Origin of the sequence: Pseudomonas sp. TNT2022 ID642 (assembly GCF_028656995.1) — a bacterium.
Lineage (GTDB): Bacteria > Pseudomonadota > Gammaproteobacteria > Pseudomonadales > Pseudomonadaceae > Aquipseudomonas.
The window spans coordinates 207408-226691 of the sequence record NZ_JAMDGW010000012.1 but is presented as its reverse complement, the minus strand read 5'-3'; the positions used below and the strand labels follow the sequence as shown (position 1 = coordinate 226691).

Sequence of the window (19284 nt, the reverse complement as noted above, 5' to 3'; positions counted from 1 at the left end):
AGATGCTTTTTCAGCATTTGTCTTATGGTGGCCATGCGCAGGGCGCCCTCGGGCGCGCCGGATTTTCCATATGGGCCGGTCTACCAACCTTCGTATGGCCACCACCTTTCGTTTGGTAGCGAAGGTGATGGCTCCTTTAGTCCCATATGGAGTTTCATCTATGTTCAAACCAACGCCGAATCCCCCAGAAACCGATCCAGTCTCACCCTACAAATTCCCAGACTCGCGAACACTCAACGACGCAGCCGAACGCGCCCTCGATTACTACCTCACGCCAGCCCAACGCATCATGGGCAGCGACCAGAAACACGCCCCCATGTTTCTGGCAAACGCCGACTACGACAGCGAGTCCCTGCTAGTTAACGCCAGCGAGTCACTCAGCTCAGCCACCGAAATGCTCTGCAACTTCGCCGCTATCCTTGACCCAGGCCACCGCAAAACTGCGCTGGGGATTGCGCAAGTGGTGATGCTGGGGGAATTGGCGGTGAATCAAGCGCTGGATAATGTTGTGCCGGTGGATTGAGGGGTGATCCCTTTGTGGCGGTCGTCAGGTATCCGTCACAGAGGGATTAATAACAACCTAATGCGCCTGGTAACGGCCAGAAGTAAACGCTTGTTCAGTCAATTCCAGACACCCATCGATAGTGCGCCGCAGTACATAGCGGTGGTACACACAATAACTTGGGCAATCATGAAACCGAAGCCGGCTCCCAGAAACGCAAAGCCCGCGACAATCCATGGCAACCTCGCATTTACACGGAACCTCAACAACCAAGCCGAAACACTTGTACCGACGACCATCCCCGGGACAGAAAATAAATGACCCAACCCAACTAGACCGCCATCACGACCCGAGCTGGACACGATCGCCATGTAGACCAGAAGAGTGACAACCGCTGCAGCTGTTGTTCCCGTTAGAAACAGGGCCCGAGAACGTAGAATCAAGCCTGGAAGCAACATGACCACTGGCACTCCGATGAGATACCAAAAGCCTAAGTAAAGCGTGTTGCCACCAGTGGATGCGTAACCGAGAACGAGAATAATCAAAACCATCGAACAGCTTAGATCATCCCTAAACCCCATTTTCATTCCCTTGCCTCGCTTTCAACGTCGTTATTGCTGAAATAGATTAGCTGACGGCGAGGTCTTCGTTCCGTTGCCGCAAGGGGTCGTAAGCAGCCGCTCCCGAACGTCTGCCGTTGGCCGATAGCGGTTATCAGTGGGCGGTAGCAATCGGCCAAAAGGAGCCCGTCGGATGCGTCCAGAAAATCAGAGACGATTTAGGTTCCAGACCCAAGGCCAGTACAAAACAAGAAACATAAATTATTGATTTAAATAAAAATCAACCCGATGGCAGCCCACAAAATTATTTTTTGCTCCGAACGCTATCGTTATGTACTAGAGTTACGAGTTGTACAATCACTATTTTTTGAAACTAGAGGGTAGCGCATGTCCTACGAAATTCGCATTATTCTCGGAACAATGGTTATTGAAAAGTTGATCGCCCAGGTCGGGGCTGTATCTGCAAATCGAGGGATCGCCAAAATCACAGATACAGTAGGTCTTAGCGATCACGCAACACCTGTTGCAGCCGTATACGCAGTTTTAAATCAGACCGGAGACTACGGTAGTGCGGTACTCCCAAGCGCGTCTTTCATCGCAGCAACCGTTGCGCACGAACACGGAAACTGTGACATGAAGGCAGAGTTGGTGTATCAGACAATTATGAACAAGCCTCAATTGCAAAACATGATCGCAGATACAACAGTTCACCGAGTTTTCATCGCAGGACACGCGTTCTGCATTCTATCTGACCTGGGATTGCCTGCCGGAGCAGGCCCATATGACATTGCGGATTTCGGTGATGACGCGGTGGTATGTGATCTGTGGCAGGAAGACTGTTGGACGCCAAATACATGGCTGCCGCATGGAACCATACCCGGGGTGGAGCGATTGTTCTGGCGCGGCAAAATAAAGACAAACCAAATCACCATTATTCGGAGTTTTGACTTTGCTTGCAGCGTGTGAAAGCTAAATATATCGCAAGTACAATGGAGTGTTATGAGTTTGATTCATTACTGGGCGCGCCCATCATTATTGGCAACAGCTATGGACTTTGGGTCAGCAATAGCATGAAAGATACTTTTTGCGAGGTTCTAACCGCTGTCGCGACCGTGGAAGGCAATATATGAGGAGGCACCAGGTGTTGCCGGCACCTATGGAGTTCCAGGCGTGGGTATCCTTCTCGACGAGTTCTATGTCTATATTGGCGGTTTTTTAGGCGTTCAACGCCACCTCGATGTTTGCCGAGTACGGCTAGACGAAGTCCTGCGGAACGTGTGCACGAATGGCAGTGAATCGCGCGCACGTTGTGCTAAATTCGGTCAATCTAATTCTTTGGAACCGGAACAGCGCACAGGCGCAGTACCGGTATGACGTGAGCAAAGTTGTATCAATGGAGACGCAGATTGCACGAGGTCTTTATCAGCAATGATGCTGAAGTTGAGATTGATGAGCTGCTCGCACTGCTCAAGGCCCACTGTATCGTGGTTCTGAATGCCGTTATGCGGACTCAAGCAAGGGATATCAGAAAGGTAGCCAGTGCAGCAATCAAGGATTTTCGAGGCGAAGGCCCACATGTCCATCTGTTCGAATTCGAAGTTCCTATCGACACCGAACGATGGAGCATGCCGACCTTCACCCACTCCACACGCAATCAGCTAGACATCACGCAGACACACCGCATCGTCGACAGAGCTACCCGAGCGTGGGTAGATCGAGGTATGGCGAATCACTTCCTCTATACCAATTGCGCAGAAGTTCAAAGCAAAAAGAGCAAAAAGGGAACTGATTTATTCCTCAAAAAATAAATCAGTCCCCTTTTCTACTGGGGGAGTTGGCGGTGAATCAAGCGCTGGATAATGTTGTGCCGGTGGATTGAGGGATGATCCCTTTGTGACGGTCGTCAGGTATCCGTCACAGGGGGATTACGAACACCTAATGCGTCTGCTTTAGGCCAATTGCAGTCATCTTGGCTTAGGATTATCTGGAGTGACTTAGGTTTCGATTTCAAACCTGCCCAATAGCGCGGCGCCGTCAGCGACACCTAAAACTTTATCGATCGCAGCGATTTTTTGGGATGCGCCATCGAGCGCAAAGTCAGCATTGTTGTAAACAGCTTCCGCCTCGTTATGAAGTGCATAGGCAATATGCGCCGCCACACGGACATTCGTCGGGGCGTCTACAACGCTACCCAGATAATCAACAAGTAAAATCTTGATTTCTAGCAATGCGAGGGCGAGTAGTCTGTTTTGGTCAGTCTGCATAACGGGATCCTGGATATCGCAACGCGGGGTTCGAAACGAATTTCCCGAGGTTATACAAAACGTTGGATAGGCAAAAGCAAATGCCCGCTCCAGGCTGAAACATTTAAGAGCTGGAGAAGTCAGCAGCGGATTTGCAACAGATGTCTACTCGATTTCCAGGTTATCCAGAATCCTCCTTGGCATACACCCGCATAGCGTCGCCATTTAAGCTTGCTGAAACGTTTCATCAAGTTTATAAAAAGCGCACAACTCCAAGAAAGGCTGCTGCCATGACCCCGCTCAAACTCGTTGTTGCCCTCAGCGCACTTTCCGCTGCCTCCCACGCCATGGCCTGGGATTACGTTCTGCTCGACACCGACAAAGCCGTCCAGAACTGGCAGATCACCAGCCAGCAACTCGGCATAAAAACCGACAAACCCTTCAGCGTTAGCCTGCGCACCTTGCATGGCGGTCGGCAGGAAGGTGTCAGCATTGTCGACATCGATAACGGTACGATGAAACTCTCGGTAGTGCCGACACGGGGAATGAATGTCTTGCAGGCCTCGGTCGGCAATGTGCGCATGGGCTGGGATTCGCCGGTCAAGGAAGTGGTCAACCCGTCCTTCATCGAACTGAATGGCCGGGGTGGTTTGGGCTGGCTGGAAGGTTTCAATGAGTTGGTCACCCGCTGCGGATACGAATGGGTCGGCCACCCCGGCGTCGACAACGGCGAACTGCTGACCCTGCACGGTCGAGCCGCCAACATTCCTGCGAACAAAGTCACCCTGCACATCGATGAAACACCACCGTACGCCATCACCCTGCGCGGCGAACTGAAAGAGCAGGCGTTCAAGAAGGTCGACTTCTCCGTCGCGACGGAACTGGTCACCGAACCCGGCAGCGTCGTGTTCGCCCTCAACGACACCCTGACCAACAACGGCGACTATCCGAAGGAATACCAGGCGCTGTATCACAGTAACTTCAGCACCCCGTTCCTGGAGCAAGGCGCTCGTTTCGCCGCGCCGGTGAAGCAAGTGTCACCGTTCAACGACAAGGCCAAGGGCGATCTGCTCGAATGGCAAACCTACCGCGCCCCGACCAAGGACTACGACGAAACGGTTTACAACGTGGTGCCGTACGCCGATGCCAAGGGCGATACGTTGACCGTGCTGCATAACAAGGCCGGCAGCCTGGGCGTTTCGGTCGGCTTCAATACGCAGACACTGCCGGTGTTTTCCCTGTGGAAGAACACCGATACCCAAGGCCAGGGATATGTCACGGGGCTGGAGCCGGGGACAAGTTTTTCCTACAACCGCCGTTACCAGCGGCCACTGAACCTGGTGCCGACAATCGGGCCGAAGGAACACAAGCAGTTCCGCATCAGCTACAGCTTGTTGGCGGATAAGGCGGCAGTGGACAAGGCCTTGAAGCAGGTGAGCGAAATTCAGGGTGGTCGCGAGACTGAGGTGCGACAGACGCCGTTGGTTGATCTGACCAAGGGGTGACGCCGGCCAGGGCATTGTCTGTTGCTGGGCTACTCGCAACAACAGAGACTGTCGGCTCTTGGCCGAAAGCAGGCAGCAGCCAATGCCCATGCTGGCTCGCGATCTAAACCGGCCTGACTGCTGGATTGCCGCCGGCTTCGTGCGCAGTCTGGTATGGGGTCACCTGCATCAACGCAAACCTTCAGCGCGGCCCGATCTAGCGTGGCGTGAGATCTGGCCTGAGCTGACATTCGTCACGCAACGATAAGGTCCATGGCGACTGGCCTCGTTTCCCAACCTGATCCATCGCCAAAATCCTTTAACCCCGAGCGCAGAGAAAAACCTGTTATCCACCCACGAAGCATCGTAATTTATCCGCCATAACTACAAGGTCGTTTGGGGATACACGTGGGAGCCTACCGTTTGCTGTTGGCCGTGCTGGTCGCTGTTTCGCATATGGGCAAGACGTTCATGGGATTCAACCCGGGTGTGGTGGCCGTGATTTCCTTCCTGCTCATCAGTGGTTTCGTGATGACTTCACTGATCGAACGCAACTACAAGGCGCCCGAGAAAGTCGGCCGGTTCTACCTGGACCGGGCCTTGCGCCTTTACCCGCAATTCCTGTTCTACTTTGTCGTCTCTTGTGTGGTGATCTACTTCCTGTTGCCCGGCACACCACAATGGGCCGAACTGACCGTCAGCAACATCGCCGCGAGCCTGGCCATCGTGCCCCTCGGTTTCTATATGTTTGGCGCGACCGGAACGTGGATTGTGCCACCGGCGTGGTCGCTCGGACTTGAGATGTGTTTCTACCTGGTGATCCCCTTCCTGATCATCTACAGAGTGCGGGGCATTGCCTTCGCCTTGTCCGTTGCGGTGTTCATCCCCGCATGCCTTGGCTTTATCAACACCGACTACTACGGCTATCGATTGCTGCCGGGCGTCCTGTTTATATTCCTGTGTGGCAGCTACCTCTACAAACCCCAAGTGAAGGGTTTAGCGATCGCCGCAGCGACCGCCGTGGCGGCAGCATTGATCTTTGTGGCGATCATGGCGGGCTGGATCGAGCGCCGACCGTCCAACGCCGAAGTCGCCGCTGGCATCGCGCTGGGCATCCCCGCCGTGTACTTGTTGACGAAGCTCAGGTTTCACCGAATTGACGAGTTTCTGGGGAACATCAGCTACGGCGTGTTCCTGAATCACTTCCTGGTGATTTACTTCCTGCACGGTCTCTGGCCGATCACTTCATTCGACTGGCAAAAGGTTGCGATGGTGCTGGTGCTGTCGTTCTTGCTGAGTGGTGTTTCGTATTACTGCGTCGAACGGCCGGCGCTGAAGCTTCGGCATGCACTTCGCGCGGGTGTGAAAGGTCGGGCCAGTGAAGTGCGTGGTGGTGAAACAGCGGTGTGACGGCAACAGGAGACAGATCACGCCTCTAAACGTGGTCTGTCCCTTGTCCACAGACACCCGCCCGGCTCTCGCCGAATACTGGCCATTCGCGGATCGTACTTTCTGAGGCTATGATCGCAGCACTCCAGCCTCTCCCGAATCCAACCCCATGCCAACCCCAAAAACCCGCCCTACCCCCGCCCCGCTACTGAACCCCGGCGAATCCGTGGTTCTGTTCGACGGCGTGTGCAAACTCTGCAACGGCTGGGCGCGGTTCCTCATTCGCCACGACCACCAGCACCGCGTGCGTCTGGCCGCCGTGCAATCCCCCGAGGGGCAGGCACTTCTGGCGTGGGCCGGGTTGCCGATGGATCAGTTCGACACCATGGCCGTCATTCGTGATCGTCACTACTGGGAGCGCTCAGACGCGTTCTTCGAAGTCATCAGCCAACTACCCGCCCGTTGGCAGCCATTGCGCCTGCTGCGCGTATTCCCTCGTGGCCTGCGCGACTGGGCTTACGACCGCATCGCGCTGAACCGCTACCGACTGTTCGGCAAATACGACACCTGCCTGCTGCCGAACCCTGATCATGAACAGCGCTTCCTCAAAGCAACCGCACCTACGTCAGCAAGCTGAACAACTGCAGCGGTGTCATCTTCGTCACCATCATCAGCACGATCACGAACATTCCGGCGAACCCGAGCACGCCCATCCAGAACCATTGGCGGTACACGGCTTGATATTGCTCATCAAGACTCGCGCCCGCCTCGCTCGCGTTCAATGCCATCACGCACAGTCGCTTCTGCAAGAGCAGCACCGGCAACCACAGCGAGCCGACGCAGAAGAAGATGATCAGCGACGTCAGCACCCACTCGGTGCTCATGGTCAGCCCCGACAGGCGCATCAGCAGGTAACCCGTGATGATCTGTACAAAACCCGCCGGCGTGGTAATCCACGTGTCGAAACTAACGACCATGCGCGCGACGTGGGCAATCACTTGCGGGTTGCGCGTGCGGCTGGCGGCGATCAGGTAGAGATAGGAGCCCATGCCGAAACCGAACAGGAAGATCGCAGCGATGATGTGCAGGTACTTCAGGCACAGATAGAGCATGTCAGCGCTGCCCGTCCGAGAAGTTCACGGCCAGGCTCAGGTTGGTCGGGTCGTTGATCGCGGCCATGTACTCGGCGACGCTGATTTCGCCCACGCAAGGTCGGGCGCCGGGTTGCGGCGCGTAGCCTTGGGCCATTTTCGTCGCCAGTGCTACTGCAGCGCAGCTGGGGATTTCCGGGCCTTTGTCATTCAGAGCGGTGAGTTGCGCGGTCATCGACAGTGGTTTGCCGTCAACGCCAAGACCCTGAATGTCGATGTACATCGCACTTTTGCCATCGCCGAAACGCTCGAAGCGCGTGCCGAGGCGATGCAATCTTGCCGCCCACAAGGCATGGTCGCGGACCAGTCCGACTTTCAATGCCTGAGCCAGCAAACCGTTGGCGATGCCGCCGAGTTTAAGCCCGGCGCCTGCCTTGAACTTCAGGGTCTGCGCGCCGTAACGACCGGCGAAGATGTCCATGTCCGGGACATCGACGTTGGCCAGCAGCCGCGTGCCCATCTGCGGCATTTTGCGCAAGGTCAGATCCAGCCAGCCCGACACTTCGTGCACCTTGCCATTCTTGAGTTGCTTGATCGGTTTGCCGGCGTAAGCGAGTACGCCTTCGATGGTCGACAGCCCCGGCATTTTCGCCGATGAGGAAATGCCATGCTCAATCGAGTCGATGCGGGAAAAGCGCTGGCGCTGCTCATCGATGATCGCCGACGACAGCGTCGGCACCGAGCTGCAACCGCTGAGAATCGCCACGCCGGCCTGCTTCGCCCGGGCGTCGAGCACGTCGACGCCGTTGACGAACGTGCGGCAGTCCGCCAGATCGCAGTAGTTCACGCCGGCGTCGATGCAACTCTGCGCAACGGCATAGGATTGCCCCTGAAACGGCCCGCCGGTGTGAACGACCAACTGAATGTTCAGCGCGCGCAAAGCGGCTTCGAACTCCGCGCCCATGGCGTCGCCGCACCAACCTTCGCAGACATTGCCCGATTGGCTGTTGAGCTCATCGAGTTTGCGCTGCAACTTGCGCGGGTCACGGCCCGAAAGCACCAGACCGATGTCCGGCATCAGCGCTAGATGCCGACACACGATGCTGCCGAAATTTCCGTAACCACCGACCACCATCACCCTGAACGGCATGCAATTCTTCCCTAAGTCATCCCATCAAACAGGCGTGCAGGATATAGGGCCGAACGTCGGCAAGCCATCCAAGAGTCTGGCGAAAAGGATGTACACGGGTTTTGTGCATACCACGAAACCTTGTGGGAGCTGGCTTGCCAGCGATGGAGTCAGATCAGCCAACAATGATGGTGGCTGAACCACCGCTATCGCTGGCAAGCCAGCTCCCACAGGGTTCTTTGGTGTATGCACGGGACTAGAAATTGATCTTGAACCCCAACATCGCGTCATACCCGTGGCTGTCGCCATCGAACCCCTGACGATAACCGGCCGAAGCGGTAAACGTGGTGCGCTGGTTAGCCTGGTAATCCACCCCCACATTGACCTCGCCCCACGTGCCCTGAATATCGGATTCGAACGGGATGTACCCCGACTCGGAGGAAAACTCGGTTTTCGGCTGCCCCTTGAATTCATGCCAGATGCTCGGCCGGATCCAGCCGTTGGTGCGCCGTGCGCTTTTGTCGACACCCTCGGTGTCCCAGTCCTTGGCGATGCGCACGCCGGCGCGGCCGATCAGTGAGTCGACGTCCTTGAAGCGAATCTTCGCGCCGACGTCATCACTGCTGTCCAGATCGACAGAGCTGTAGATCGCCTGCAGCTGCGGCTCGATGTACCAATCTTTGTCGACTTCAAACGGGTAGCCGTTTTCCAGCGACGCGGTGTAGCCCCAGCCTCGGGTTTTCAGTTTGGCCAGGTCGTTGGGTTTGGCTTCGATGTCAAAGCGGTTGACCTGCAATACCCCGTCCAGATACCAGCCAGAGGGGCCAAAGTGTGTCCAGTAGGCGCCAACACCGTAAGCGCGCAAAGTGTCTTCGCCGGCGGCGCGCCGGGTGTAGTGGCTGACGCCGGCATCGATAGTCCCGGCGGACAACGACAGCCCGAACAGGTTTGCGAAACGTTGTAAGCACCCGCGGCCAAGGGGCCGCAAGCGGCCTGAGTGTCTGCGAGCATCAGGGTGTTGGCCATGGCGAGCAGTAACGCTTTACGAATGAAATGCGGGGCGTGCCCGCCGTGAGAATGGCCGCTGGGACCTTGCATGAGAACCTCCCTGTTCAGCTATCTCCACCTCTGAGCGGCCACTGCCGGCAACAAACGAATGCGGCCTCGAGATTACAGTTATAGACCTTAGTAGCTATTTCAAAAGAAGGAGGAAAACACTGCAAAGCGGCCGGCACGCGCGTGCAGAGTGACCGGAAGGTGCTGAACCCTCAGGCACCTCTGCACTCAAGACGGACCGGCACTTGCAATCAGTTCAGGCTGAACTAGAAACTCGCCTTGACCGACACCATGAAGTTACGGGGATCGCCGTAGTAACTGCCGAACGTCTCGGTACCGATGGTCGAGTAGTAGCGCTTGTCGAACAGGTTGTTGCCGTTAAGCGCGACCGACCAGGTGTCATCGATGCGGTAACCGATGCGACCGTTCCAGATTGCATAACCCGATTGGCTGATTTTCTCGCCACTGGCGGGTGAGACGCGGAAGTTGTCGCTTTGCGCATTGACTCCGGCGCCGAGGGTAAAGCGCTCAAGCGCGCCGCTCAGCGCGTAATCGCCCCACATACGCAGCACGTGTCGCGGCACATACGTATTGAACGCGGCACCGGTCAGGCTACTGTCGATGTCGTCGAGGGTCTTGGTCTGCGTGTAGGTGTACCCCGCGAGCAGTTGCAGGCGCTCAATGACTTCACCGCTGATCTCGGCTTCAAAACCCTGCGCGCGAACCTTGCCGGCATTGAGGTAGCAATATCCATCGGACGACGGGCAGGACGAGTTGTAGTCGGTTTGCGCCTGGTCTTTCTGAATCGTGCGGAACAGGTTGAACGAGGCGTTGAGACGACCGTCGTACCAGGCGCCCTTGATCCCCAGTTCATAGCTCTGGCCCACCAGTGGCTTGAGCGCCGAACCGTCTCCGGAACGGTAGTTGCCTTGCGGGGTGAAAATGTCCGAATAGCTGGCGTATGCGGTCAGGTTTTCGTTCAAGTCCAGCAGCACACCGGCAAACGGCGTGACCTGACCGGTTTCCGTCGAACTGGAATGCTCCGAAGTGCCGCTGTTGATGAAGTCCGAATCGCTGTCAGAGCTGTACCAGCTGACCCGCCCACCGACGACCAGCGTCAACGGATCCGCGAGTTTCAGGCGCAGCGTCGAGTAGACGCCCTTCTGCTTGGTCAGCGAATTGACCGGGCCGCCACGCGAGGAGTTTTCGATGAAGTAACTGTCGTCCGGCTCAAGAATATGTTTGTCGGGATTGAACACGTTTTGCCGCTGCGGCAAAAACGCCACGGAGTAGAAGTCGTTCTTTTTCGAACGGCTGGCGTTGGCGCCGACGATCAGTTCATGTTGCTGACCGAATGCGTCGAACTTGCCATCGACGTACGCATCCAGGCCGTAATCGACCTGATCGTAGTCATACATGCTGCCCAGCATGCCGGTGGTGTTGACGCCCGGAGTCACCGCACCGGAAGCAAATGCGTATTTGATGTCCTGCGTGTTTTTTGTATAAACGCTGGCAACCTTCAGGCTCCAGTCGTCGTTGATCTGATGCTTGAGATCACTGAACACCGTCGTGCGCTGGCTGCGCCAGGTATTCCACGACGGATCGAGGCAAGTTGAGCGACTGAGTTTCAGATCGCTGCGATCCTTGTAGCGCGGCAGACCGCCCCAGCACGGATTGGCATCGACGTCTTCATAGGCGACACCCAGTCCGAGCGTGGTGTCGGGGCTGACGTCAAAGTCGAGCGCGCCGTAATACACCTGATCCTTGCGGCTGGCGTCGTCGACAAAGTAATGCCGGCTCTGCTCGGCGACCACGGCGCGGCCGCGTATCGTGCCAGCGTCGTTCAACGGGCCACCGGTGTCGACTTGTCCGCGATAGTTGTCCCAACTGCCGCCCGACAGGGTGATCTCGGTTTGCGCTGTGGCCTGTCCGCGCTTGCGCACAAAGTTAACCCCGCCGGCGGTGCCGCCCGAACCTTTCATCATCCCGGCCGCGCCGCGAAGAACCTCGACGCGGTCGTAATAGGCCATGTCGCCGCTGAAGCTGTCGGCCTGAACGTAGAGGTTGCCCATGTCCAGCGGCACGCCGTCGTACTGATATTGACCCGACATGCGAAAGCCACGGGAGTAGAAATATTTACCGCCCATGGTCGAGTCGTAGACGGTGATCCCCGGGGTCTTTTCCATGACCTGATCGATGGTGTTGAGGTTCTGGTCGTCGAGCATCTTGCGCGTCATCACCGTGACCGATTGCGGCGTCTCCCGCAGCGAGTGCTCGCCTTTGCCGATGGTCACCGCGCCGGTGGTGTATGAGCCACTGTTTTCGGTGGTTGCGCCGAGCATCTGGCCGTTGATGTTGGTGGCCCCCAGTTCCAGCGCCGAGCCGACTACCGGTGCCGGTCGCAGCACATAGGTGCCATTGGCCTGCGGTTCGGCTTGCAGGCCGCTGCCGCCGAGAATCCGCGCGAAGCCTTCGCTGGTGCCGAACACCCCTTTGAGCCCGGGGGATTTCAAGTCATCGGTCTGCTGCGCATCGAATGAAATCGCTGCCCCCGCCGCACTGGCGAAATGGCTGAGTACCTCGGTCAGGCTACCGGCAGCAATGTCGAAGGATTTAACCGAACTCTGTTGCGCCGACACTGGCGCGGCCAATGTCGTTGTCGACCAGACCCCGGCCGTCGTTGCCGCCAGTAGTCCGACCTTCACTGCGGTCGCCAGACGACCAGACTTGTACACCCGAGACATGCTTACCCTCCCCCAGAAACGCTGAATAAAAACTCATTGAGGGATGAGCCGAACGGTGTGCGTGAAAAGTGCAAACGCTGTAAAAAATATTTCCGGTTCACGGTGCCCATCACTGGGCAGGCGGCGACACATTGACCCAATAACGGCTGTAGCGCGTGATGCGCAAGGACAATCCACTCTCCAGCGCCGCCAGTGCGAGGTCGGTGTTGTCGATCGGAAATGCGCCGGAAACCTTCAGTTGGGCGATCCGCGCATCGCACCGCAGCACGCCGTGGCGGTAACGCGAAATATCCGCCAGCAGCTCGGCCAGAGGACGGTTGAGCGCGATGATGCTGCCTTGCTGCCAGGCACCGACCGACGCATCGTTGCGGCGAATCGCGCTGACCGAGCGGCTATTGAAATCCAGTGATTGTCCAGCCTCTAAACGCACGGTCGAGCCACCGCCCGCCGAGCTGACTTCGACAGCCTTCTCGATCACCGACACCTCGCCACCACCGTCCTGTGAGCGGACGATAAACCGCGTGCCCAACGCCAGCACTTGTCCATGCCGGGTCAGTACTTTGAACGGACGCTGCAACGGATCAACCGCGGTGCTCACCAGAATCTCGCCCCACAGTAATTCCAGGGTGCGCTGGCGACCGTCGAAGCGCAGATTGACTGAGGTGTCGGTGTTGAGCAGCAGGGAACTGCCATCGGCCAGACGAAACTCGCGTCGCTCGCCCACGCCGGTACGGAAATCGGCCAGCAGGTTTTGCGACGGCTCACTGCGCCAGCCCAGCCAGCCCAGCGAACCGGCCGAGGCCAGCAACACTACGCTGCGCAATACCTGCCGCCGGGATCGTTCGACCCCGCGCAACGCCGGTGCCGCCAAGGTGCCTGGCACGCTGGCCATTTGTTCGCCAACGGCCGCCATATGTTGCCAGGCTTGGTGATGGGCAGGGTCAGCGCGCAACCAGTCGTTCCAGGCTTCGCGATCAGCCTCGGTGGCGATGCCGGAATGCAGACGTGCGTACCAGCGCGCGGCGGCGCTGATCGCTTGTAGTTCGGCGGGCGACAGGCTCATGCCAGTTGCATCTGAATCTGCATCAGACAGCAATGCTCCATGGCTTTGGCCATGTAGTTGTTGACGCTGCGCACGCTGATGTTCAAGCGCTCGGCAATTTGCGGGTAGGTCAGACCATCGAATTGCGACAGGATAAACGTCTGCTTGACCTTCGGCCCCAGCCCTTGCAGAAGACGGTCGATTTCCACCAGCGCCTGTAACAGGATCGCCTGCTCTTCCAGCGAAGGCTGTTGCTCCTGTGGCATGGCCGCCAACGCTTCCAGCCAGGATTGCTCCAGCGAACGACGGCGGAACAGATCGACGAGCAAACCTTTGGCGATCATCGAGAGGTAAGGACGCGGCTCGCGAATATCCAGAGCGCTGCGGGCCTTGATGACCCGGACAAAGGTGTCCTGCGCCAGATCGGCCGCATCGAAAGAATTGCTCAGACGCTTGCGTAACCAGCCTTTCAACCACCCGTGATGGTCGCAATACAGGTCATTGACGGCGCTGCGCAGGGATAAATCGTCGGCGGACATGAGGCTGGAATAATTCGCGAGTGATAATGACTCTTATTGTCTGGCGCGCGACGGGTGCTTGGCAATAGGCAACACGGGCCATTTTCATCCCCATAACCCGGATCCCGAAAAGTTGACGAACGGTCTGTCGAATGTTCAGATGCCGCCCAGTTTCAGGTGTCCCATGCCGCCGTGCATGGGGTGAAACGGGAAACCGGTACGTTCTTTTCGAACAAGTCCGGTGCTGCCCCCGCAACGGTATGCGCGTGATGCTTTCGACAGACCACTGTGGCCACTGGGCCATGGGAAGGTGAAAGCCTCGATACGCGCGAGCCCGGAGACCGGCCTGGAATTTCGTTTGGCAAAATCCTGCGGTGGGCGGGCATGGGCCGGTATTGGCTGTGCGCGATGCCTTCTCCTGCATGCTCTTCTGCGAAGATCCTTTTCGAGAAGACAATGATTCGACCTTTCAACACTTCTGCTCCAACCCTGTTCCTTGGCTGCCTGTTCAGCCCGCTGCTGCTGGCCGACGACGCACCGCTGGAACTCCATCAGCAAATCGTTTCTGCACCGTCAGTGGAATCCACCACCGTCGCCGACATGGCGAAGTTCGGCAGCAAGGTCGAGATCGTCAGCCGCGAACAGATCGAACGTGCTGGCCCCAGCGCCGATGTCAGCCGCGTGATGCAGATGTTCATCCCCGGCCTGTATGTGGCGCCGAAAAACGGCCCGTTCGATTACGGCACTTATTCGCTGCTCGGCGGGCGCAACGACGACACGCTGATCCTGCTCGACGGCGTGCGCCTGAACAATCGCCTGTACGGCGGCCTCTATCTGGACACCCTGCCGGCCAACGCCATCGAACGCATCGAAGTGCTCAAGGGTGGCCAGAGCCTGTTGTTCGGCACCCAGGCCGTGTCTGGCGTGATCAACATCGTCACCCGCAGCCCGCAATCGCGCAAAGCCTCCGGCGAGGTGAATCTGGGCGTCGACAGCTTTGGCGGCACTACCGAGGATGCCCGCGTCGAGAATATCTTCACTAACGGTTTCGGCGATCTTGGTTTGCTGGCGTACGTCAGCCATAACGTCTCCGACGGCTATCAGCCGTACCGCAATCGCGACATGAAAAACGTCAGCGAGAAGAACCGCGCCTACGAAGTCACCACCTTCGGCGGCAAGGCGATTCAGTCGTTGGGCGATGATTCAAGGCTGGAACTGTTCTACCAATATGCCGACGCCAATCTCGACTTCGCCCGCCCGGTCGACAATCACAAGACCACCAACGATCGCGTGCAGCAGATCGCCACAGCGACGTTCGAACAGAACATCAACGAGCGACTGAGCTACTTCATCAAAGGTCATCTCAACGACTGGGACACGCGCTACACGCGGATCAACAATGTCGCCGGTGGCGGCACCAAAGTCATCAACCACAACGACTATTGGGGCTTCACCGACTGGGGTGTGCAGGCCGAAGGCAAGGCCGAGTTGCCCGGCGGCCATGTGCTGGTGTTCGGCAGCGACAACCAATGGTTCAAGGGCCAGGACGATGTACTGATCATCGATAACGACAAGGCCGAAGCCCACGCGATCTATACGCAATTGCGCCCGCAGATCGACGCCCTGCCCGACTGGCATCCGAGCATCGGTGTGCGCCACGAAGCCATGAGCGGCGGCGACGGTGCCACGGTCGGCATGCTCACTTCGCTGTATGACCTCAACGACAACTGGTCGGTGCGCGGACAATACGGCAGCGCCTACAAACTGCCGAACGCCGAGCAATTGTTCGTCAATGAACCGGGCGACGAGATCGGCAATCGCAACCTGAAACCGGAAAAAAGCCGCAACGCTGAACTCGGTGTCGACTACAAAGGCTTCTTGCTCGACCGTGAATTCAGCGCCAGCGTGACCCTGTTCAAACGCAAGATCGACGACCTGATCACCCTCGATGGTATCCAGTGGGTCAACGGTGAAGGCACGATCCAGATGCGCGGTTTCGAGGCCGACGCCAAACTGGCGCTCAACGATCAGTGGAGCCTGCAAGCGGACATGACGCGTAATCTCACCGAATCGCGCACGGGGGCGACCATCAACGACATTCCGAGCTTTTTCGCCCGTTCGCGCGTGGGTTATGAAGCGGAAAATCGCCTGTGGGGTGCCGGCGGCGCGATCCGCTACATCCGCGACATCACCAGTTCGAAACAGGTGGAATACGGCCATTATTCGGTGGTCGATGCCGACGCTTATCGCTACCTCGACAATGCCCACCAACACCGCGTGAGCCTGCTGGTGGAAAACCTCTTCGACCGCGATTACGTCACCAGCCGCTCGAGCAACGTCGACAACCTCGGCCGGCCGTTCACCTCCGAAGTGCGCTACACGTACCGCTTCTGATGAATGACATCACAACCATCGACGGCGTCGACACGCACCTGGACTGGTCGCATGTACCCGAGCATGCGCACCATGTGTTCCTCTGCACCGGCCCACGCTGCACTCAGCGTGGCGCCTTGCAGCTATGGAAAACCCTGCGCCGGCATTTGCTCGCGCACGATCGCATCGAGACCCCGGGCGGCGTCTTGCTGACCCGTTCGCACTGTCAGTTCCCGTGCAATCTGGGGCCGATCATCACGGTGTATCCGGAGCGCTGCTGGTATGGCGTACGCAGCAAGGAGGATGTGCAGCGACTGGTCGAGGGGCATCTGGTGGGCGGTGAAGTGGTCGCGGATTTACTGATCAAGGCGCGGACATGAGATCGATCCTGTATGCGCTTGGCGCCCTGCTCTGTGCAACGCCCGTGCTCGCCGACAGTTACCGCAACTGCGGCGAGCATTGGCACGCCGCTCAGCCATCACGCATCGTCGCGCTCAATCAGCATGCGGCTGATCTGGTCCTGGCGCTGGGCGCCGGGTCAGCGCTGGTCGGCGTGGCGTATCTGGATGACACCCATGCCGGGCAGCGGCCATCCGAGTATTTCGGCGTGCCGGTGATCGCCCGCCAGTACCCGGCCAGTGAAGTGCTTTACGCGCAGCAACCGGACCTGGTGATCGGCGGGTTTGCCACAGCGTTCGGCGACGGTGTGACCTCACGCTCGGGGCTTGCGCGCAATGGCGTGGGTTCGTATCTGCTGGAGTCGGCCTGCAACGGGCACTCGCTGGATTACTTCGCGCATGTGCGCAATGACTTGCTGACGCTCGGCAAACTGCTGCACAAACAGGCAAAGGCGCGGCAATTGAGTGAGGCCATGGACGCCGATCTCGCCAGCGCCCGAGCGTTGGCCGGTTCGGGTAAACCGCTGTCAGTGTTCTATCTCGACAGCGAAGTAAAAGGCCTCGACAGCGAAGGTCAACGCGGGTTTGTCACCCCGCTACTGGCCGCCGCCGGTGCGCGCAATGTGTTCGCCGACATCAATCTTTATCGGGTGACCGTCAACAGCGAAACCCTGCTGGCCAGCGACCCTGACGTAATCCTGCTGGCTGACGCCGAATGGTCCCCCGCCAGTCGCAAACGCTATCTGTTGACCCACGACCCGGTGCTGTCGCAACTGCGCGCCGTGCGCGAGAACCGAATGATCGAAATCCCCTTCACCCATCTGCTGCCGACCTTCAACAGCGGTCAAGTGGCACTGCAACTGGCCCGCCAACTCAATGCCCTGAACAAAAATAAATGAACCCGCCGCACCCCACGTCACCTAACGCACAGACCATCAGGAGGTAGCCAATGCAAATCGAAACCGTGTGGATCGTACTGGCGGCAGTTCTTCTGCTTATTGAACTCTGGGCCATCAATCGGGTGCGCAAGAGCGAGGGGAAATCGAGCAATAAAGGCGTGTGGATCGTGTTGATTGTGTTTGTGCCGTTGTTTGGTTTGATTGCCTGGGCGTTGGCGGGGCCCAAGCATGTCAGCCGGCATTCGGCGTCGTAACCTGACCCTTGATCCAAATGCCCGCCGGAGATATGCCCGCTTAACCCGTTGCGAGCGCACGAGCCCGGCTTTGGCCGGGCTTTTTTCTGGTTGCTCGCAGCGTCCCCCTGTTGCAGGATCGGCACCTCGACAACAGGGAATGTTGCAATGAAAAAGACGCGAATTGTGGTGGTGGGGGCAGGCATCGTTGGCGCCTCCCTTGCGTATCACCTGTCCGGCAAAGGTGCGCAGGTCACGTTGATCGAGGCCGGCGAGATCGCGAGTGGCGTGACGGCAAGCTCTTTCGCCTGGATCAATACCACGCACGCCGGCGCTGATCCGATTGCGCAGTTGCGTGATGCGGCCATCGCGGAGTACCGCAGACTCCAGACCGAACTCCCGGACTTGCAGATTTGCTGGACCGGCGCTCTGTCGTACAACGAATCGGCTGAACAGCCTGCTTCGGCGACGCTGCTATCAGCTGCCGAAGTGCTTGCCCGCGAGCCCAACCTGAAAAATCCCCCTCCCCGCGCGTTGTATCGCGCGGAAGAAGGCGCGCTAGACGCCGTGCAGGCTACCCACGCGTTGATTGCCGGCGCCCAGGCGCTGGGGGCGCAGTTGCTCACGCAAACCCGAGTGACCGGTTTCAAAACCTGCAACGCAGATGTTACCTGCGTTGAAACCACAGCCGGCACGTTTGATACCGACCTGGTGGTGCTTGCCGCGGGGACTGGCACCCGGCAGTTGACGCAGATGCTCAACGTCGCCCTGCCCATCGACGCCTCGCCTGCCATTTTCATCCGCTACAGGACCCAACCGGGCCTGGTCAAAGGCATCATCTCCAGCCCCTCAATGGAAATTCGGCAAAGTGCCGACGGCACGTTGCTGGCCGCTGAAGATTATCTGGGAGAGGCGTCGGGCAGCTCGCCGACAGACATCGCCGGGCAAACCGCCGAAGCCATACGCAAAGAACTTCACGGGGTAGTTTCCATTGCGCCGCAAACAGTCGCCGTCGGGCTGAGACCCATGCCCGTTGATGGCCTCCCCATTGTCGGTTTCCTGCCCGGTGTCGGCGGGGTTTATGTTTGCGCGATGCACCCAGGTGTGACGCTCGCGGCAATCGTCGGGCGCCTCGCCAGTGAAGAGCTGCTGGATCGCCAGTCATCTGCGGCCCTTGCACCCTGCCGCCCAGAGCGTTTTTTCAGAACTCCGGCAAAGTGACAAACAACGCTGCGCTTACCCGCTGAAACCCGCCGTACTATCAACAACAACTCGAGAGGCACAGACGCACATGGATGTCATCAACACGTTACAACCCGCCGACTGTGCGGGCATGCAAGATATTCGAAGTGAAATCGACCGACTCGATCAAGCGGTGATCAAACTGCTGGGCAAGCGCTTTCAGTACGTACTCGCTGCCTCGAAGTTCAAGACCTCGGCGACCTCAGTGCGGGCACCTGAGCGTTTTCAGGCGATGTTGGCGACGCGTCGCCACTGGGCCGAAAACGAAGGCTTGAATGCAGATGCCATTGAGAAAATGTACAGCGACCTGGTCAATCACTTCATTGCTGAAGAGATGAAGCACTGGGCGGCGGCGCAAACGGACACTTGAAGGCTTTGGCA

20 protein-coding genes, 1 pseudogene and 1 riboswitch are annotated in these 19284 nt (G+C 58.1%); of the genes and pseudogenes, 13 read left to right on the top strand and 8 right to left on the bottom strand.

The features are described 5' to 3' along the window. The first annotated feature begins 160 nt into the window (after window positions 1-160). Window positions 161-523, top strand: coding sequence for a DUF6124 family protein (locus M5G26_RS13295; protein WP_134177906.1), 363 nt, complete (start codon window positions 161-163; stop codon window positions 521-523). A gap of 98 nt (window positions 524-621) precedes the next feature. Here M5G26_RS13295 and M5G26_RS13290 read toward each other — a convergent pair whose 3' ends face one another. Further along, the gene (locus M5G26_RS13290; protein ID WP_134177905.1) at window positions 622-1089 is read right to left on the bottom strand and encodes a hypothetical protein; all 468 of its coding nucleotides are present in this window, start codon (window positions 1087-1089) and stop codon (window positions 622-624) included. Between the two features lie 360 nt (window positions 1090-1449). Between M5G26_RS13290 and M5G26_RS13285 the strand changes: the two genes are divergently transcribed. Both M5G26_RS13285 and M5G26_RS13280 read left to right on the top strand, forming a co-directional pair. Next, on the top strand, window positions 1450-2028 hold the full coding sequence (locus M5G26_RS13285) for a hypothetical protein (RefSeq protein WP_122599017.1): 579 nt from the start codon (window positions 1450-1452) through the stop codon (window positions 2026-2028). Between the two features lie 440 nt (window positions 2029-2468). Continuing rightward, window positions 2469-2870 (top strand): hypothetical protein, encoded by a 402-nt coding sequence (locus M5G26_RS13280; protein WP_273915664.1) that lies wholly within the window; start codon window positions 2469-2471, stop codon window positions 2868-2870. 186 nt (window positions 2871-3056) lie between these two features. Here the strand turns inward: M5G26_RS13280 and M5G26_RS13275 are convergent, their stop codons facing one another. After that, window positions 3057-3326, bottom strand: a complete 270-nt coding sequence (locus M5G26_RS13275; RefSeq protein WP_273915663.1) for a hypothetical protein — start codon at window positions 3324-3326, stop codon at window positions 3057-3059. Between the two features lie 269 nt (window positions 3327-3595). On the opposite strand from M5G26_RS13275, the gene M5G26_RS13270 reads away from it, so the two are divergent. The 4 genes and pseudogenes from M5G26_RS13270 to M5G26_RS13255 all read left to right on the top strand — a co-directional run bounded on the left by M5G26_RS13270 (window position 3596) and on the right by M5G26_RS13255 (window position 6815). Beyond that, window positions 3596-4810: an aldose 1-epimerase family protein gene (locus M5G26_RS13270; RefSeq protein WP_273915662.1), complete on the top strand. Its 1215-nt coding sequence runs from the start codon at window positions 3596-3598 to the stop codon at window positions 4808-4810. 82 nt (window positions 4811-4892) lie between these two features. Further along, a pseudogene (locus M5G26_RS29540) lies at window positions 4893-4997 on the top strand (nucleotidyltransferase family protein); the annotation flags it as partial. Between the two features lie 200 nt (window positions 4998-5197). Further along, complete coding sequence (locus M5G26_RS13260; protein WP_273915661.1) at window positions 5198-6199, top strand: acyltransferase family protein; 1002 nt, start codon at window positions 5198-5200, stop codon at window positions 6197-6199. 148 nt (window positions 6200-6347) lie between these two features. Continuing rightward, on the top strand, window positions 6348-6815 hold the full coding sequence (locus M5G26_RS13255; RefSeq protein WP_273915660.1) for a thiol-disulfide oxidoreductase DCC family protein: 468 nt from the start codon (window positions 6348-6350) through the stop codon (window positions 6813-6815). On the opposite strand, the gene M5G26_RS13250 is transcribed toward M5G26_RS13255, so the two are convergent. The 6 genes from M5G26_RS13250 to M5G26_RS13225 form a co-directional block, all read right to left on the bottom strand. Continuing rightward, entirely contained in the window at window positions 6799-7290 is a 492-nt protein-coding gene (locus tag M5G26_RS13250) for a DUF2269 family protein (RefSeq protein ID WP_150692759.1), read from the bottom strand. The two genes, M5G26_RS13255 and M5G26_RS13250, sit on opposite strands and share 17 nt — an antisense overlap. Window position 7291: 1 nt before the next feature. Continuing rightward, window positions 7292-8419: a saccharopine dehydrogenase family protein gene (locus M5G26_RS13245; protein WP_273915659.1), complete on the bottom strand. Its 1128-nt coding sequence runs from the start codon at window positions 8417-8419 to the stop codon at window positions 7292-7294. A gap of 235 nt (window positions 8420-8654) precedes the next feature. Beyond that, a complete protein-coding gene (locus M5G26_RS13240; RefSeq protein ID WP_337993670.1) occupies window positions 8655-9386 on the bottom strand; it encodes an autotransporter outer membrane beta-barrel domain-containing protein in 732 nt (243 codons plus the stop codon). A gap of 334 nt (window positions 9387-9720) precedes the next feature. Next, the gene (locus M5G26_RS13235; RefSeq protein ID WP_273915657.1) at window positions 9721-12198 is read right to left on the bottom strand and encodes a TonB-dependent siderophore receptor; all 2478 of its coding nucleotides are present in this window, start codon (window positions 12196-12198) and stop codon (window positions 9721-9723) included. A gap of 109 nt (window positions 12199-12307) precedes the next feature. Then, complete coding sequence (locus M5G26_RS13230; protein WP_273915656.1) at window positions 12308-13261, bottom strand: FecR domain-containing protein; 954 nt, start codon at window positions 13259-13261, stop codon at window positions 12308-12310. After that, window positions 13258-13779, bottom strand: coding sequence for a sigma-70 family RNA polymerase sigma factor (locus tag M5G26_RS13225; protein ID WP_038365696.1), 522 nt, complete (start codon window positions 13777-13779; stop codon window positions 13258-13260). The genes M5G26_RS13230 and M5G26_RS13225 overlap by 4 nt, the downstream gene beginning before the upstream one ends. Before the next feature lie 137 nt (window positions 13780-13916). Further along, window positions 13917-14122, top strand: a riboswitch (cobalamin riboswitch). 92 nt (window positions 14123-14214) lie between these two features. Between M5G26_RS13225 and M5G26_RS13220 the strand changes: the two genes are divergently transcribed. The 6 genes from M5G26_RS13220 (at window position 14215) to M5G26_RS13195 (ending at window position 19273) form a co-directional block, all read left to right on the top strand. Next, complete coding sequence (locus M5G26_RS13220; protein ID WP_273915655.1) at window positions 14215-16152, top strand: TonB-dependent receptor plug domain-containing protein; 1938 nt, start codon at window positions 14215-14217, stop codon at window positions 16150-16152. Further along, the gene (locus tag M5G26_RS13215) at window positions 16152-16511 is read left to right on the top strand and encodes a (2Fe-2S) ferredoxin domain-containing protein (RefSeq protein WP_273915654.1); all 360 of its coding nucleotides are present in this window, start codon (window positions 16152-16154) and stop codon (window positions 16509-16511) included. Before M5G26_RS13220 ends, M5G26_RS13215 begins: the two co-directional genes overlap by 1 nt. Continuing rightward, window positions 16508-17428, top strand: coding sequence for an ABC transporter substrate-binding protein (locus tag M5G26_RS13210; protein ID WP_273915653.1), 921 nt, complete (start codon window positions 16508-16510; stop codon window positions 17426-17428). Before M5G26_RS13215 ends, M5G26_RS13210 begins: the two co-directional genes overlap by 4 nt. Window positions 17429-17478: 50 nt before the next feature. After that, on the top strand, window positions 17479-17682 hold the full coding sequence (locus M5G26_RS13205) for a PLD nuclease N-terminal domain-containing protein (protein WP_122598998.1): 204 nt from the start codon (window positions 17479-17481) through the stop codon (window positions 17680-17682). Window positions 17683-17829: 147 nt separating this feature from the next. After that, on the top strand, window positions 17830-18882 hold the full coding sequence (locus M5G26_RS13200) for an NAD(P)/FAD-dependent oxidoreductase (RefSeq protein ID WP_273915652.1): 1053 nt from the start codon (window positions 17830-17832) through the stop codon (window positions 18880-18882). Window positions 18883-18952: 70 nt separating this feature from the next. Then, entirely contained in the window at window positions 18953-19273 is a 321-nt protein-coding gene (locus M5G26_RS13195) for an isochorismate lyase (protein WP_134177889.1), read from the top strand. Window positions 19274-19284 lie beyond the last annotated feature (11 nt).

Coding starts and splice junctions, on each gene's coding strand:
- M5G26_RS13295 (WP_134177906.1), top strand. CDS start 161: ATGTTCAAACCAACGCCGAATCCCCCAGAAACCGATCCAGTCTCACCC.
- M5G26_RS13290 (WP_134177905.1), bottom strand. CDS start 1,089: ATGAAAATGGGGTTTAGGGATGATCTAAGCTGTTCGATGGTTTTGATT.
- M5G26_RS13285 (WP_122599017.1), top strand. CDS start 1,450: ATGTCCTACGAAATTCGCATTATTCTCGGAACAATGGTTATTGAAAAG.
- M5G26_RS13275 (WP_273915663.1), bottom strand. CDS start 3,326: ATGCAGACTGACCAAAACAGACTACTCGCCCTCGCATTGCTAGAAATC.
- M5G26_RS13270 (WP_273915662.1), top strand. CDS start 3,596: ATGACCCCGCTCAAACTCGTTGTTGCCCTCAGCGCACTTTCCGCTGCC.
- M5G26_RS13255 (WP_273915660.1), top strand. CDS start 6,348: ATGCCAACCCCAAAAACCCGCCCTACCCCCGCCCCGCTACTGAACCCC.
- M5G26_RS13250 (WP_150692759.1), bottom strand. CDS start 7,290: ATGCTCTATCTGTGCCTGAAGTACCTGCACATCATCGCTGCGATCTTC.
- M5G26_RS13245 (WP_273915659.1), bottom strand. CDS start 8,419: ATGCCGTTCAGGGTGATGGTGGTCGGTGGTTACGGAAATTTCGGCAGC.
- M5G26_RS13235 (WP_273915657.1), bottom strand. CDS start 12,198: ATGTCTCGGGTGTACAAGTCTGGTCGTCTGGCGACCGCAGTGAAGGTC.
- M5G26_RS13230 (WP_273915656.1), bottom strand. CDS start 13,261: ATGAGCCTGTCGCCCGCCGAACTACAAGCGATCAGCGCCGCCGCGCGC.
- M5G26_RS13225 (WP_038365696.1), bottom strand. CDS start 13,779: ATGTCCGCCGACGATTTATCCCTGCGCAGCGCCGTCAATGACCTGTAT.
- M5G26_RS13220 (WP_273915655.1), top strand. CDS start 14,215: ATGATTCGACCTTTCAACACTTCTGCTCCAACCCTGTTCCTTGGCTGC.
- M5G26_RS13215 (WP_273915654.1), top strand. CDS start 16,152: ATGAATGACATCACAACCATCGACGGCGTCGACACGCACCTGGACTGG.
- M5G26_RS13210 (WP_273915653.1), top strand. CDS start 16,508: ATGAGATCGATCCTGTATGCGCTTGGCGCCCTGCTCTGTGCAACGCCC.
- M5G26_RS13205 (WP_122598998.1), top strand. CDS start 17,479: ATGCAAATCGAAACCGTGTGGATCGTACTGGCGGCAGTTCTTCTGCTT.
- M5G26_RS13200 (WP_273915652.1), top strand. CDS start 17,830: ATGAAAAAGACGCGAATTGTGGTGGTGGGGGCAGGCATCGTTGGCGCC.
- M5G26_RS13195 (WP_134177889.1), top strand. CDS start 18,953: ATGGATGTCATCAACACGTTACAACCCGCCGACTGTGCGGGCATGCAA.